Annotated in this window: 12 protein-coding genes; 7 read left to right on the plus strand and 5 right to left on the minus strand. The window is 70.5% G+C overall.

The window, feature by feature from the left end; translation table 11 throughout:
- Positions 1-2,154 carry a GAF domain-containing SpoIIE family protein phosphatase gene (locus tag ACS3YM_RS06550; RefSeq protein WP_439939267.1) on the minus strand — a complete coding sequence of 718 codons (2,154 nt, stop codon included), beginning with the start codon at positions 2,152-2,154 and terminating at the stop codon, positions 1-3.
- A gap of 475 nt (positions 2,155-2,629) precedes the next feature.
- Between ACS3YM_RS06550 and ACS3YM_RS06555 the strand changes: the two genes are divergently transcribed.
- A complete protein-coding gene (locus ACS3YM_RS06555; RefSeq protein ID WP_439939268.1) occupies positions 2,630-3,283 on the plus strand; it encodes a haloacid dehalogenase type II in 654 nt (217 codons plus the stop codon).
- Between the two features lie 99 nt (positions 3,284-3,382).
- Here ACS3YM_RS06555 and ACS3YM_RS06560 read toward each other — a convergent pair whose 3' ends face one another.
- The gene (locus ACS3YM_RS06560) at positions 3,383-5,194 is read right to left on the minus strand and encodes an amino acid transporter (protein ID WP_439939843.1); all 1,812 of its coding nucleotides are present in this window, start codon (positions 5,192-5,194) and stop codon (positions 3,383-3,385) included.
- A gap of 309 nt (positions 5,195-5,503) precedes the next feature.
- Between ACS3YM_RS06560 and ACS3YM_RS06565 the strand changes: the two genes are divergently transcribed.
- The 3 genes from ACS3YM_RS06565 to ACS3YM_RS06575 all read left to right on the plus strand — a co-directional run bounded on the left by ACS3YM_RS06565 (position 5,504) and on the right by ACS3YM_RS06575 (position 7,646).
- Entirely contained in the window at positions 5,504-5,827 is a 324-nt protein-coding gene (locus ACS3YM_RS06565) for a hypothetical protein (RefSeq protein WP_439939269.1), read from the plus strand.
- A 74-nt stretch (positions 5,828-5,901) separates the two neighbouring features.
- Positions 5,902-6,975 (plus strand): sensor histidine kinase, encoded by a 1,074-nt coding sequence (locus ACS3YM_RS06570; RefSeq protein ID WP_439939270.1) that lies wholly within the window; start codon positions 5,902-5,904, stop codon positions 6,973-6,975.
- On the plus strand, positions 6,972-7,646 hold the full coding sequence (locus tag ACS3YM_RS06575) for a response regulator (protein ID WP_439939271.1): 675 nt from the start codon (positions 6,972-6,974) through the stop codon (positions 7,644-7,646). The genes ACS3YM_RS06570 and ACS3YM_RS06575 overlap by 4 nt, the downstream gene beginning before the upstream one ends.
- A 17-nt stretch (positions 7,647-7,663) precedes the next feature.
- Here the strand turns inward: ACS3YM_RS06575 and ACS3YM_RS06580 are convergent, their stop codons facing one another.
- The gene (locus tag ACS3YM_RS06580) at positions 7,664-8,038 is read right to left on the minus strand and encodes a DUF4186 domain-containing protein (RefSeq protein ID WP_439939272.1); all 375 of its coding nucleotides are present in this window, start codon (positions 8,036-8,038) and stop codon (positions 7,664-7,666) included.
- A 98-nt stretch (positions 8,039-8,136) separates the two neighbouring features.
- Between ACS3YM_RS06580 and ACS3YM_RS06585 the strand changes: the two genes are divergently transcribed.
- The gene (locus ACS3YM_RS06585) at positions 8,137-10,503 is read left to right on the plus strand and encodes an ABC transporter (RefSeq protein WP_439939273.1); all 2,367 of its coding nucleotides are present in this window, start codon (positions 8,137-8,139) and stop codon (positions 10,501-10,503) included.
- A gap of 115 nt (positions 10,504-10,618) precedes the next feature.
- On the opposite strand, the gene glnA is transcribed toward ACS3YM_RS06585, so the two are convergent.
- On the minus strand, positions 10,619-12,037 hold the full coding sequence (gene glnA / locus ACS3YM_RS06590; RefSeq protein ID WP_439939274.1) for a type I glutamate--ammonia ligase: 1,419 nt from the start codon (positions 12,035-12,037) through the stop codon (positions 10,619-10,621).
- Between the two features lie 274 nt (positions 12,038-12,311).
- Here glnA and ACS3YM_RS06595 point away from each other — a divergent pair, with 274 nt between their 5' ends.
- Together ACS3YM_RS06595 and ACS3YM_RS06600 are read left to right on the plus strand one after the other, a co-directional pair.
- Entirely contained in the window at positions 12,312-12,920 is a 609-nt protein-coding gene (locus ACS3YM_RS06595) for a hypothetical protein (protein ID WP_439939275.1), read from the plus strand.
- Positions 12,921-12,964: 44 nt separating this feature from the next.
- Positions 12,965-13,363, plus strand: coding sequence for an RDD family protein (locus ACS3YM_RS06600; RefSeq protein WP_439939276.1), 399 nt, complete (start codon positions 12,965-12,967; stop codon positions 13,361-13,363).
- Positions 13,364-13,365: 2 nt separating this feature from the next.
- Here ACS3YM_RS06600 and ACS3YM_RS06605 read toward each other — a convergent pair whose 3' ends face one another.
- Positions 13,366-14,073, minus strand: coding sequence for a DUF4191 domain-containing protein (locus ACS3YM_RS06605; protein ID WP_439939277.1), 708 nt, complete (start codon positions 14,071-14,073; stop codon positions 13,366-13,368).
- Positions 14,074-14,143: the final 70 nt, after the last annotated feature.

Raw genomic sequence — 14,143 nt, forward strand, 5'->3', positions numbered from 1 at the left:
TCAGCCTGGCGCGGGGGATCCCGTCATCCGCAGCTCACCCGATCGAGCAGGCGTGGTGCCTGTCGCCTCGACGGGGTCGTAGCAGGCGAGCATGAGCGCGAGGTCGTCATCGAGATGGCCCGCCTCCCCCGTCAGCGACGTGAGCAGGCCGTCCAGGGCGGAGTCGAAGTCGGCCTGGCCCACCGCGGCCAGGAAGGGAGCGGGGTCGATGAAGGCGCCTTCGGGTGAGCGTGCCTCGATCAACCCGTCGGTGAAGAGGAGCATCCGGTCGCCGGGAGCGAGCTGGCCGTGTGCGGGCACCGGGTGGACACCGAGTCCCAGCGGTGGCTCGTGGTCCAGCTCGACCGTGGTGACCCGTCCTGATGCCTGGACCACCACCGGCGCAGGGTGGCCGCACGACACGACGTCGAAGCTGCCGTCGTGGCGTATGTCGACCAGCAGGCCGGTCACGAAGTCCTCGCTGTCGGGCAGGTACGGCAGGATCCGACGATCGATCTCGCGTGCCACGTGGGCCACGTCGCCCGCCGCGGCCGCGGCGGCCCGGAACTCGCCGAGCACGACGGTGGCGGTGCGTACCGCCGCGAGGCCCTTGCCGCGCACGTCGCCGACGAGCAGACGCACGGACGCGGGTCCGCGCACCACCTCGTACAGGTCGCCACCGACCTGGGCCTCGAACGCGGCCGAGTGGTAGCGAGCCGACAACGAGACCGGCCCGGTCCTCGCCGGAGGCGGCGCCAGGATCGCGCGCTGCGCGGCCTCGGCCACCAACGTGACGCCGGCCAGGCGCTCCGACTGGTGCTCGAACGTCGCGGCGGTGTCGAGGGCCACTGCCACCCGGTCCGAGACCGCCTCGAGAAAAGCGACGTCCTCGTCGCTGTACCGGCGTCCGGACTCGGCATGGATCAGCGTGAGCGCGCCGATGACGCCGTCGCGGCCGTTGAGCGGCACGATCATCGCGCTGGTGAGACCGAGTCGACGCAGGATCTCCAGGTGCTCCGGGCTGGTGGCCGCGGCTTCGAGGAGGTCGGCCGGGATGAACGGGTAGAGCGCGCTCTTCCCCGACCTGACGACGTGCGCCGATCCGGTCTCGGCGTCCATCCGGGTCGGGAACGCACCCAGGAGCGAGCGGGCCCACGCCGTGGTCTCGGCGTCACGATGGGTGACCGACACCGTCTCGAGCTGTCCGTCGCGCAGCAGCTGGAGGGTGCACCAGTCGGCGAAGCGAGGCACGAGGATCCGGCCGCACTCCGCGAGCGTGGCGTCCATGTCAAGGCTGCGCGACAGGCTCATCGAGACTTCTGCCAGCAGGACGGTTCGCTGGGTGGCAGCGTCGGATCGCTGCAGCTCGGCAGCCCGCTCGACTGCGCTGGTCAGCGCACCGGCGAGGGAGCGGAGGAACCCGTCCTCGTGCTGCGTGAAGAGATCCGGGGGAAAGGTGATGGCCAGCAGGCCGTGCGTGCGGCCATCGCGCCGCAACGGGAGCAGGTGGAGGCTGCGGTCGGTGGTGTAGTAGTCGGCCAAGTCGGGGAAGGCAGCCACGATCTCCTTCACCGATCGGAAGTGGATGTCCCGGCCTTCCCGGACCGCCACGGCGCCGGGCAGGTCGCTGGAGAGAGGAATCTCCTGGTACTGGTCCGCGCCGACCCCTGACCGGCCGTGCCAGGCAAGGGTCCGCAGCACGTCGTCGGCATCGAGGGAGAGCACCATGGCCGAGGAGGCACCCATGGTTCCCATGGCGTTGCCCAAAAACCCGTCGGCGACCTCCCTGACCGTGCGTGACCCGGTCAGCTCGACCGCCAGGGCATCAAGGACGCGCTGCGCCAGCGCTGTGGTGCGTTCCAGGCGCTGCTGCCTGCGGGAGTTCGCCCGCGCAGCCACGAGCGCCAGGGCACAGATGAGGACGCAGGTGGCGAACCGGATCGCCCAGTCGCGTCCACCGAGGTTGTCGTTCCACGTTCCCGACGCCACCGACATCACCAGTGCGAGCGCGGACACGGCTGCCGTGCGGCGCGCGTCCGCGTAGATCGCGGTCAGGACGGCGGCACCGCCGTAGGCGCCGTTGATCTGGCGCTCGAGCAGCACGTCGACCGCCACCATGACCCCGAGCAGCACCACGCCGCTGAGCCACAGCGGGTTGTCGCCCGCTCCACGCACTCGGCTCGCCACAGACACATGCCCTCAGATCTGTCAGCGCCCGACCGCGGACGCTGCGTGGCGCCAGAAGCAGGCAACCGTCTCGATGGTAGCCGCGATGTGGCCCCGGGTGGCCTGAGTGCGGAGCTACGCCGGGGCCCAGCGGCGGCAGGTCAGAACACGAAGATGATCAGCAGGATGGCGGTGATCACCAGCGAGACGAGCAGCGAGCCACCGCAGCCGAGACGGTTGCTGAAGAACAGGAACATCGCGGGACTCTCCTCTGGGCCGGGGCAGCGCTGCCGGGCATGTCCTTACCCGCCAGCAGGTGGCCTGATACCTCGTCGTGAGGCGAGTCACGCGCCTACCACTGCCCGGACGGCGGCGGTGGTGGGTCCGTGGTTACGGTGAGGGCATGACGACCGATCGCACCAGCCAAGGGCTTCGTCCTGCGGGCCACCCGGTGGGTCCCGATGGGCCGGGGCGACCTGTCGTGATGATCTTCGACGTCAACGAGACGCTCTCGGACATGGCTCCGATGGGACAGCGTTTCGAGGACGTCGGAGCGCCGGCCCACCTGGCAAGGACCTGGTTCGCCGGACTGCTCCGCGACGGGTTCGCCTTGACGGCCGTCGGTGTGAACGAGGCGTTCGCCACGATCGCGGTCGATGCGCTGAGCGTTGTCCTCGACGGACAACCGTTGGAGCGAAGCGTCGAGGACGCGGTCCAGCACATCATGGAGGGCTTCGCCGGACTCCCCGTGCATGCGGATGTGCCCGAGGGGATCGGTTCCCTGCAGCACCTGGGGATCCGCCTGGTGACGCTGAGCAACGGGTCCGCATCAGTCGCCGAAGCGCTCCTCGACCGCGCCGGAATCCGCGACCACTTCGAGATGCTCCTCTCGGTCGAGGACGCGGGCAGATGGAAGCCCGCTGCGGACGCCTACGCCTACGCCCTCGAACGGTGCGATGTCGATCCGGCGGATGCCATGCTCGTCGCAGTCCATCCGTGGGACATCGACGGCGCCGCACGTGCAGGCCTGGCCACGGCGTGGATCAACCGGACCGGGGGCCCCTACCCAGGCTACTTCCGGACTCCCGACCTCCAGGTCGGGTCGCTGACGGAGCTGGCCGACGAGCTCGCTCGCTGACCCGCAGCACGGGCCCGCCGTCGACGAGGTCGTCGTCTGTTGCCGCGGCGCCTACTGATCACGTGTAGGGGTCAGTCCCTACACGGCTCACGACGTGGCTCAGCCGGCGTGGATGTGTGGTCTGCGGTCGGGCTCGGGCTCGGCTCGGCGGACCACCTCACGGGTGACAGGTGCCACCTCTCCGACACCGAAGAACAGGAACCGGAGCAGGTTGGGCAGGGGGTTGCCCTCGGTCCACTCGAAGTAGATGTGCGGGCGCACCCCGGTGCGGTCACGGATGTCGAGCAGCAGAGACGCGAGCGTGTTCGGGACCGAGGCACCGGTGACGGTGAGGACGCGGTAGTGGTCGTGCAGCACCTCACCGCGCACGTCGATGCGGCTCTCGAAGTCGGAGTAGTCGCCGACCGTGACCTCGACGAAGATGATGTCGCCGGCGTTCGGCAGCTCGTGGTCGTCGATCACCTGACGGACCTTGTCCCGGTACTCGTCCAGGTCCCGCGCCCCCGGCTCGTTGGCGACGAGCCGGATGGAGCGGCGCGCGCAGTCGCGGAGGAAGGCGTCCGCGCGGGAGTCGTAGGTGACCTCGATGGTGCGGAGCTCGAAGGCGCGGGCGAGGCGCGACAGGACGGAGACCCCGATGATCGCGGCGATGAAGCAGGCGCCGATCTTCACGCCGTCCGGCCGTTCACGCACGTTGTCCAGCGTCGTGTAGAGGAGCACGACCGTGATCAGGGCGAAGCCCCACGAGCGCCGTCGCTCGCCGGCGCGCCGGGCGGCCAGGGTCACGGCGACCGCGGCCGACGTCATCAGGACCAGGACGCCCGTGGCGTACGCGCCACCTTGGGCGTTGACGTCGGCGTCGAAGATCCAGGTGATGAGGAACGCGGCACTCGTCAGCACGAGCACCAGAGGTCGTACGGCACCTGCCCACTCGGGCGACATGCCGTAGCGGGGGAGGTATCGCGGGATGAGGTTGAGCATCCCCGCCATCGCGGACGCGCCGGCGAACCACAGGATGAGGATCGTGGAGACGTCGTACACCGTGCCGAAGGTGTTGCCGAGGTAGTTGTGTGCCAGGTAGGCGAGGGCTCGCCCGTTGGCCGAGCCGCCCTCCTCGAACTCCTCTGCGGGGATGAGCAAGGTGGTGACCAGGCTGGACGAGATGAGGTAGCAGCTCATGACGCACGCGGCGGTGGTGAGCATCCGCTGCGTGTTCCGGATCCGTCCGGCCGGACGCTCGGTGTCGTCGGTCTGGTCCCCGCGGACGTGGCTCATCACGGCCACCCCGGTCTCGAAGCCCGACATGCCCAGGGCCAGCTTGGGGAAGAGCGTCAGGGAGATCGCGACCATCATCACCACGTCTCCGTGCTGGGTGGTGAGGGCCGAGGTCCAGTCCGTGACGACCCGGGCGTCCTGGACGACGTGGGCCGCCGCGACCGCGATGACGACGGCGTTCAGTGCGAGGTAGGCCACCACGAGGGCGACGGCGACACCGATCGCCTCGGTGAAGCCCTTGAGGAACACCGCCCCGAGCAGGGCGACGAGGCCCATGGTGATCCACAGCTCCTGACCCTCGAGGAAGGCGGGCACGTGCGGGTTCTCCACCACGTGGGCGCTGGCGTCCGCGGCCGACAGGGTGATGGTGATGATGAAGTCGGTGAGGGCGAAGCCCAGCAGGCCCAGCACGAACAGCTTGCCGCGCCAGAAGGGCAGGAGCCGCTCGAGCATGGCGATCGACCCCTGCCCGTGCGGGCTCTCGGCCGCGACCCGGCGGTAGACCGGCAGGGCGCCGAACAAGGTCAGCAGGACCAGGATGATCGTCGCCAGAGGGCTGAGCAGCCCGGCGGCCAGGAACGCGATGCCCGGCTGGTAGCCCAGGGTGGAGAAGTAGTCCACACCCGTGAGGCACATGACCCTCCACCACGGCTGGGGAGCGTGTCCGGCCGGGCCGCTGGCGTGCGGCCCGGCGTGGCGCTCCAGGGTCTCGGGACGCTCGAACAACCACTCCCGGAAGCGCTCCGCGCGCGGCTCGACTGGGATCAGCTCAGTGCTCACACCGTCGATCAAACCCCGGCCGGACCGCCTACCGGGGCGGCCTAACGGAGCCATAACACGGCCGACTGCACCAGCCGCCTGCGTGCTGCAAGGGATCAGCTTCGACGCGTCAGGATCCTGTCAGGGCTCCCCGCGCGGGGCCCCGGCCGCGCTTGACTCGATGCCATGGCGGAGCGTGCGATCACCGACGAGGTCGAGGTCCGGTGCGGGCTGGGCGCAGGGGCGCTCCTCGTGCTGACCGCGGTCCTGGTCACGGCCGAGCCGACCGTCGGCGACGGGGTGGCGCTCTTCCTCGCTGCCACCGTCCTGCTCTCGCACCTCCTCGACGCCCCTCGCGCGCTTCTCCTCGGTCTCACCGGCTGGGCCCTCGCCACCGGTTTCGTGGTCAACACCGCGGGCGACCTCACCCTGGCTCCGTGGGACCTCGTGCGTCTGGCAGTATTCCTGCTCGCAGCCGCCGGCGTGGCTGGGCGAGGGCCTTGGACGTGACCGGCACCGCGCTCGCCCCCGGGGGCACAATGAGGAGACCGCGATCCGCGGGCGTCGATGCGTCAGGAGGAGCGATGGTTCGCGGCAGCATCAGTGCGCGACGTCGGTTGTCCGGCTACGCCCTCACCGTTGTCGGCGCCACGTGCCTGGTGGTGGCGCTCGTGCCCGTGCGGGACCGCCTCGGCCTGGCCAGCGACGCCCTGCTGTTCATGCTCCTGGTCGTCGGCGCCGCCCTGATCGGCGGGCTGGGGCCGGCGCTGCTCGCAAGCGCGATGAGCGCGGCCCTGCTCAACTTCTTCTTCACCGAGCCGTTCCACACCTTCCGCGTCCACGAGGACACCGACGTCGTCGCGGTGCTGGTCTTCGCGGCGATCTCGGTGATGGTGAGCTGGGTCGTCGACCTGGCCGCTCGTCGCGCGTCGGCGGTGCGCGAGGCGGCCGAGCTCGAGGCCGGCAACAAGCTCCGAACCGCGTTGCTCGTCGCCGTGGGCCACGACCTGCGGACGCCGCTGGCGACCGCGAAGGCGGTCGTGTCCGGCCTCCGCTCACAGGACGTCGTGCTCGACGAGCCGGACCGCGACGAGCTCCTCGCCACCGCCGACGACGCGCTGGACACGCTCTCGGCACTCGTCGACAACCTGCTGGACCTCAGCCGGCTCCAGGCCGGTGCCATGCCGGTGCGCACCCGTCCCATCCCGCTGGAGGACGTCGTGGCGGCCGCGCTCGAGGACATCGGCGTACGCCACCGCCGGGTCCTGGTCGACCTCCCCGACCGGCTGCCCGAGGTCGTCGCGGACCCCGGCCTTCTCGAGCGGGTGCTGGTCAACGTCGTGGCGAACGCCCAGCGCTTCGCCACCGACCCACCCGTCCTCCGAGCCGCATGGGAACGGGGCCGTGTCGTCGTACGCGTCGTCGACCACGGGCCGGGCATCGCCATCGGCGACCGGGAGCGCGTCTTCGTCCCGTTCCAGCGCCTCGGCGACACCTCGCCGACGGGACTGGGCCTCGGGCTCGCACTCTCGCGCGGCCTCGTGGAGGCCATGGGCGGCACCCTGGAGCTGGAGGACACGGAGGGGGGCGGGCTGACGGTGGTCATCGCACTGCCGGGGGTCACGGCCCCCACCGGTCGGGAGGCGGTGTCCCCGTGAGTCGGATCCTCGTCGTGGACGACGAGCCACAGATCGTCCGGGCCCTCGGCATCCACCTGCGGGCCAGGGGCTACGAGGTGGCCACGGCGAGCGACGGCGCGGAGGCCCTGCAGGCGGCTGCGGCGAGGGTTCCCGACCTCGTCATCCTCGACCTGGGTCTTCCCGACCTCGACGGCGTGGACGTGATCACCGGCCTGCGCGGCTGGTCCAGCGTGCCCATCCTGGTGCTGTCGGGACGCGCGGACAGCGTCGACAAGGTCGATGCGTTCGACGCCGGCGCCGACGACTACGTGACCAAGCCGTTCGGGATGGACGAGCTGCTCGCACGGCTGCGCGCCATGCTGCGGCGCAATGCACCGGCGGGGGAGCAGCCGACGGTGGAGTTCGGCGACGTCCGTGTCGACCTGGCGGCGACCCGGGTGACCGTGCGTGGCGAGGAGGTGCGCCTGACCCCGACGGAGTGGAGGCTCCTCGAGCTCCTCGTGCGGCATCCCGGCAAGCTGATCAGCCAGCGCCAGATCCTCGACCAGGTCTGGGGACCCGGCTACGAGAGTGCGCAGGGCAACCTCCGCCTCTACATCGCCCAGCTCCGCCGCAAGCTGGAGGCGGAGCCGTCCCGCCCGCAGCACCTGCGGACCGAGCCGGGGATGGGGTACAGGTTCGAGCCGTAGGAGCGCAGGCTGTCCTGCTAGCTGTGATGCCCAGCCAGCTCCCGGTCGATCCAGCGCCCGATCACCTCGACCACGTAGGCCCGCTCGTCGCGGTCGAGCCGGTGCCCCTTCGCGATGCCGTGCCACGTCTCCAGGCAGCTGCGGCAGCAGGTGGCGGTGGCGTGCTGGGCCACGAAGACCGGGTGGTTGCGGTACGGCGTCTGCCGGCCGTCGTTGCGCGGCTCCTCCGGGGCCAGCCGCTCGGCGATGATCTCCGCGGCGTGAGCCCGCATGGTCCTCGGACCGCGCAGCTCAGCCGTGGCCCGCTCGCGCCCGCGCAGGTGGAACCGCCGACCGAACGGCCGCGCGCTCGCGCGATCCATCCGGAGATCGATCTCGGCGGTGTCGTGCACTGCCTCAGCCTAGGCACGGCGTGGTGGCCGCCGGCGGGCGGCGCCACTGCTGGCGGTCCGAGCGGGATCAGTTGGCGTTCACTGGGTACAAGGTGCGCGTGACTCCTGACGCACCCGACACGTTCGTGCACGTGCGCGGTGCACGTGAGCACAACTTGCGCCACGTCGACGTCGACATCCCCCGTGACGCCATGGTCGCGTTCACCGGGGTCTCGGGTTCGGGGAAGTCGTCACTGGCCTTCGGGACGCTGTACGCCGAGGCGCAGCGGCGCTACTTCGAGTCCGTGGCGCCCTACGCGCGACGGCTGCTGCACCAGGTCGGTGCCCCCCACGTCGACGAGATCACCGGACTGCCGCCGGCGGTGGCCCTGCAGCAGCGGCGCAGCGCGGCGACGTCCCGCTCATCGGTCGGCACCATCACCACGCTGTCCAACCTGCTGCGGATGCTCTACTCCCGAGCCGGAGACCATCCCGCCGGCACGGACCGGCTCCCGGCCGAGGCCTTCTCGCCGAACACCGCGGCCGGCGCCTGTCCGCACTGCCACGGTCTCGGTGTCGTCCACGACGTCACCGAGGAGCTGCTGGTGCCGGACCCCTCCCTCAGCATCCGCGACGGTGCCATCGCCGCCTGGCCCGGAGCGTGGCAGGGAGCGAACCTGCGCAGCATCGTGTCCGGCCTCGGGATCGACATCGACCGGCCGTGGCGTCGCCTGCCCAAGAAGACCCGCGACTGGTTGCTCTTCACCGACGAGCAGCCGTCGGTGCTCGTCGAGCCCGAACCGGGGCGCGTCGACCACGGCTACTACGGGAAGTTCTGGAGTGCGCGCAAGCACGTGATGCACGTCCTGGCCGACTCCAAGAGCGAGCGCATGCGCGAGCGCGCCCTCCGGTTCGTGGAGGACGCGCCCTGCCCCGACTGCCGCGGCAGCGGGCTGCGGCCAGAAGCTCGAGCAGTCACCTTCGCCGGCCACTCGATCGCGGAGGTCAACGCGCTGTCGCTCGACGGCGTGGTGCGGCTGCTGCGTCCCGTCGCCGACCTCCCGGAGGAGGCCAACGAGGTCGCCGTCCGGATCTGCGCCGACCTGGTCGCCCGCATCGAGGTGCTCCTCCACCTGGGCCTCGGCTACCTCAGCCTCGGGCGCAGCTCGACGACGTTGTCTCCCGGCGAGGCACAGCGCCTCCGCATCGCGACCCAGCTCCGGTCCGGTCTCTTCGGGGTCGTGTACGTGCTGGACGAGCCCTCTGCGGGGCTGCACCCCGCCGACGCCGAACCGCTCCTCGACGTGCTCGATCGCCTGAAGGCGTCCGGCAACTCGCTCTTCGTGGTCGAGCACGACCTCGACGTCGTACGACGCGCGGACTGGGTCGTCGACATCGGGCCGGGTGCGGGCGAAGGGGGCGGACGCGTGCTCTACAGCGGCCCGGTCGCCGGCCTCGAGGACGTCGTCGAGTCGGCCACCAGCGCCCACCTCTTCGGGCGAGCGCCGCGGCTCGAGCACGACGTCCGTGATCCCGAGGGCTGGTTGCAGCTCTCCGGCGTCAGCCGCCACAACCTGCGGGACGTGGCCGTCGACATCCCGCTCTGCGTGCTGACCGCGGTCACCGGGGTGTCTGGCTCCGGCAAGTCGACCCTGGTCAGCCAGGTCCTCGCCGAGGACCCCGGCGTGCTGGAGTCGTTCGACCGCCTGGTGCTCGTCGACCAGCGCCCCATCGGCCGAACGCCGCGCTCGAACCTCGCGACGTACACCGGGATGTTCGACGCCGTGCGCAAGCTGTACGCCGCGACCGACGAGGCGCGGGCCCGCGGGTACGACGCCGGCCGGTTCTCGTTCAACGTCCCCGAGGGCCGCTGCGAGACCTGCCAGGGCGAGGGATTCGTCGCCGTCGAGCTGCTCTTCCTGCCGGGCACCTACGAGCCGTGCCCGACCTGCCGTGGGACACGGTACGACGCCGAGACGCTGGAGATCACCTACCGCGGCAAGAGCATCGCGGACGTCCTGGCCCTCTCCGTCGATGACGCCGCGAAGTTCCTGAGCGACGTGCCGGCCGCGGTCCGGAGCCTGGAGACACTGCGCGAGGTGGGACTGGGCTACCTCCGTCTGGGCCAGCCGGCCACCGAGCTCAGCGGTGGCGAGGCGCAACGCATCAAGCTGGCCACCGAGCTCCAGCGCGCGCGCCGCGGACACGCTCTCTACCTGCTCGACGAACCCACCTCCGGGCTGCACCCGGCGGACATCGCACTCCTGCTTCGTCAGCTGCACCGCCTCGTCGACGCGGGCAACACTGTGGTGCTCGTGGAGCACGACCTCGATGCGATCGCCACCGCCGACTGGGTCATCGACCTGGGCCCGGGCGGCGGAGATGCGGGCGGGCGAGTCGTTGCGACCGGGAGGCCGGCCGAGGTCGCCACCGCCGAAGGCAGCGTGACCGCGCCGTACCTCGCGCGTCGACTCGAACGAACCTGAGCGCGGCCGTCGGCGCGCCACAGGCCGCCCCGACGAAGCACGGGAAACGCCGCCGAACGGCCAGAAGGTCGCTCGGCGGCGTGTCCGCAGGTCAGAGGCGCGTCAGGGCCTCTTCTCAGATGTCGTAGTAGAGCTCGAACTCGTGCGGGTGGGGGCGCAGCTGCACGGGCAGGATCTCGTTCTGGCGCTTGTAGCTGATCCAGGTCTCGATCAGGTCCGGCGTGAAGACGTTGCCGGCCGTGAGGAACTCGTGGTCCCGCTCCAGGTTGTCCATCACCGCGCCGAGCGAGGTGGGCACCTGGTCGATCTCGGCCATCTCGTCCGGCGGCAGCTCGTAGATGTCCTTGTCGATCGGGGCCGGCGGCTCGATCTTGTTCTGGATGCCGTCGATGCCGGCCAGCAGCAGCGCCGAGAAGGCGAGGTAGGGGTTGGCCGACGGGTCGGGGCAGCGGAACTCGATGCGCTTGGCCTTCGGGTTGGCGCCGGTGATCGGGATGCGCACGCAGGCCGAGCGGTTGCGCTGGGAGTAGACCAGCGAGATCGGGGCCTCGAAGCCGGGCACCAGGCGGTGGTAGGAGTTCACCGTCGGGTTGGTGAAGGCCAGCAGCGACGGGGCGTGCTTGAGGATGCCGCCGATGTAGTGGCGGGCCATGTCCGAGAGGCCGGCGTAGCCGGTCTCGTCGTAGAACAGCGGGTCGCCGTCCTTCCAGATCGACTGGTGGCAGTGCATGCCGGAGCCGTTGTCACCGAAGATCGGCTTGGGCATGAAGGTCGCGGTCTTGCCGTTGCGCCAGGCGACGTTCTTGACGAGGTACTTGAACTTCATCACGTCGTCGGCGGCCTTGAGCAGCTCGTCGAACTTGTAGTTGATCTCCGCCTGGCCGGCGGTGCCGACCTCGTGGTGGGCGCGCTCGACGTGCAGGCCGGCGCGCTCCATCTCGATGACCATCTCGTCGCGCAGCTCGCCGAAGTGGTCGTACGGGGCGACGGGGAAGTAGCCACCCTTGTACTTCACCTTGTAGCCGCGGTTGTTGTCCTCGGAGCCGCTGTTCCAGGCGCCGGCCTCGGAGTCGATGTGGTAGAAACCGGCGTTCGCCGAGGTCTCGAAGCGCACGTTGTCGAAGACGTAGAACTCGGCCTCGGGGGCGAAGTAGGCGGTGTCGCCGATGCCGGTCGAGCCGAGGTAGGCCATCGCCTTCTTGGCGATGTTGCGCGGGTCGCGCGAGTAGGCCTCGCCCGTGATCGGGTCGTGGATGAAGAAGTTCACGACCAGCGTCTTGGCGACGCGGAAGGGGTCGATGAAGGCGGTGGTCACGTCGGGGAAGAGCGACATGTCGGACTCGTGGATCGCCTGGAAGCCACGGATCGACGAGCCGTCGAACGCCAGGCCGTCCTCGAAGACCGACTGGTCGAAGGAGGACACCGGCACGGTGAAGTGCTGCATCACGCCGGGCAGGTCACAGAAGCGGACGTCGACCATCTCGACGCCCTCGTCCTTGATGAACTTGAGCAGCTCATCCGAGTTCTTGAACATTCGGTTCCTCCTTGACGGCGCCCAGCGCACGTCGAAGTTTGCAGCGTCACGGAACGGGGCCTCGTTGCACCGTGCGCGCCACGCTAGGGGAGAGCAGTTTCCTGACCGTATCCCGTTTGTTTCGGGTGTGTTACACCTCGTCCGAGCGATGGCCCTCCAGCGCCCGCATCTCACCCCTGCGGTTACTCGTGCGAAACGCGGGCCGGCGCTACGGTCAGGCATGACTCGGGGGCACGTACGTCAGGGGCGCGGCATCCGAAGCTCGGCGGCATGTGTGCTGGTGGGCCTGCTGGCCGCCTGCAGCGGCGGCGGGGGAGAGGACGACAAGCCCGCCAGCGCGTCGTACGGCATCGAGACGCTGGTGCCGGGGGTGGTCAAGGCCGTCGGCGGCGAGGACTACGTCCATCTCTCGATGGGCGACCAGCGGGGGCGGGGCGAGGTCCAGGTGGACCTGTCCAGGGCCGACCCGCCGCAGTTCCGTGCCATCACGCTGGGCGAGGACGACAGCTTCGATGCGGGCGCCTCGCCGGTCCTGCTGGCGCTCGACGTCCCCGGCGACTACGAGGCGCTGCTCGACGCCGTCGACAAGGTGGAGAACAAGGGGCAGGAGGAGATGAGCGGAGTGAGCAGCACCCACTACCTCGTCACCGTCGACTCGCAGGCCTGGCGCGAGCAGCTCCCCGAGCACTCCGTGCACCGCCAGGTCGAGGTCGACGACACCCTCCTGGTCGACCTCTGGCTCGACGAGGAGTCGCTGCCCGTGCGCCTGGAGTACGACGGCACCGGCAACGACGACGTGCGGATCGACTACTCGGCCTGGGGCCGGCCGATCTCGATCCCGGCGCCGCCCGACGCGAAGCCGGTCGGCACCCGCTCGTCGTAGCCGGCGATGGATCGAGGCGTGGCCGCGCCACCTACCCTTGGCGCGTGCCGCAGAACGATCCGACGTACGCGCCCGCCGACCTGACGCCCGCGACCTGGGGTCGGCGGATCCTGGCGATCGTGGTCGACTGGGTGACCTGCCTGGCGGTCGTCGAGGGCCTCGTCGCCGTCGGCGTGCTCGCGGGCAACCCCAACGGCCTCGGCACGCTGGGCCTCTTCGTCCTCGAGTCGGCCCTGTTCACGGCCCTCGCCGGCGGCTCGTTCGGCAAGCTCGCGACCCGGGTCCGGGTGGTCCGCAAGGACGCCCCCGGCCAGCCGGTGTCGCTGCTGCGCGCGCTGGTGCGGTCCGTCCTGGTGGCGCTGCTGGTGCCGCCGCTGCTGACCTTCGACGACGGCCGCGGCCTGCACGACCTGGCCGCGGGCACGCGGACGGTGACGATCTGAGCTCAGCGCCCCCGCTGCTGCGAGCGCATGCCCTTCATCGAGGTCGGGACCGGGCCCTTGGGCAGCGGGAGCTTGCCGCGCTGGGCGTCGAGCGCCTTGAGACGCTGGAGGATGTCGGTCATCTCGGCAGGCTTCACCGAGCGGCCGAGCTTCTGCACGTGGCGCACGAGCTTGGGCAGCGGCACCTCGCCCTCGCCGCGGCCGGCGATGACCTCGTGGATCGGCACGCCGTAGGCGACGCGCTCGTGCTTCTTGCGCTCGATGGTCATCAGCTGCTTGACGCGGCTCTGGCTCGAGCCCTCGCCGACCAGGACGATCCCGGGCGGGCCGACCACGCGGTGCACGACGTCCTGCTGCCTGGTGAAGCCGACCACCGGGTCGACCTTCCAGCCGCGGCGCAGCATCTGGAGGGCACCTGCGGCTGCCGCGGGCTGGCCCTCCATCTGGGTGTACGCCGCCTTCTGGGCGCGGCGGCCGAAGACCAGCAGGGCGAGGAGCAGGCCGAGCAGCAGCGCGCCGACGATGGAGATCACGAGCGACAGCACGCCGTCGCCGGGCAGCAGCCACATCAGGCCGAAGCCCAGCGCGGCGCCGACCACGAAGGTGCCGAAGACGATCAGGCCCAGGCGCGGGTCGCTGCGCTTGGCCATCTGGTAGGTCTGCATGATCTGCCCACGGCGCGAGGTGGGCGTGGTGGCGGGGGTCGACATGAGGTGGCCTTGTCCAGCTGGAAGGTGCGGGAGGAGGGGTGCAGGAGGGGTGCTGCGGGAGGGGCGTCAG

Source organism: Nocardioides sp. N13(2025) (assembly GCF_051912545.1).
Lineage (GTDB): Bacteria > Actinomycetota > Actinomycetes > Propionibacteriales > Nocardioidaceae > Nocardioides.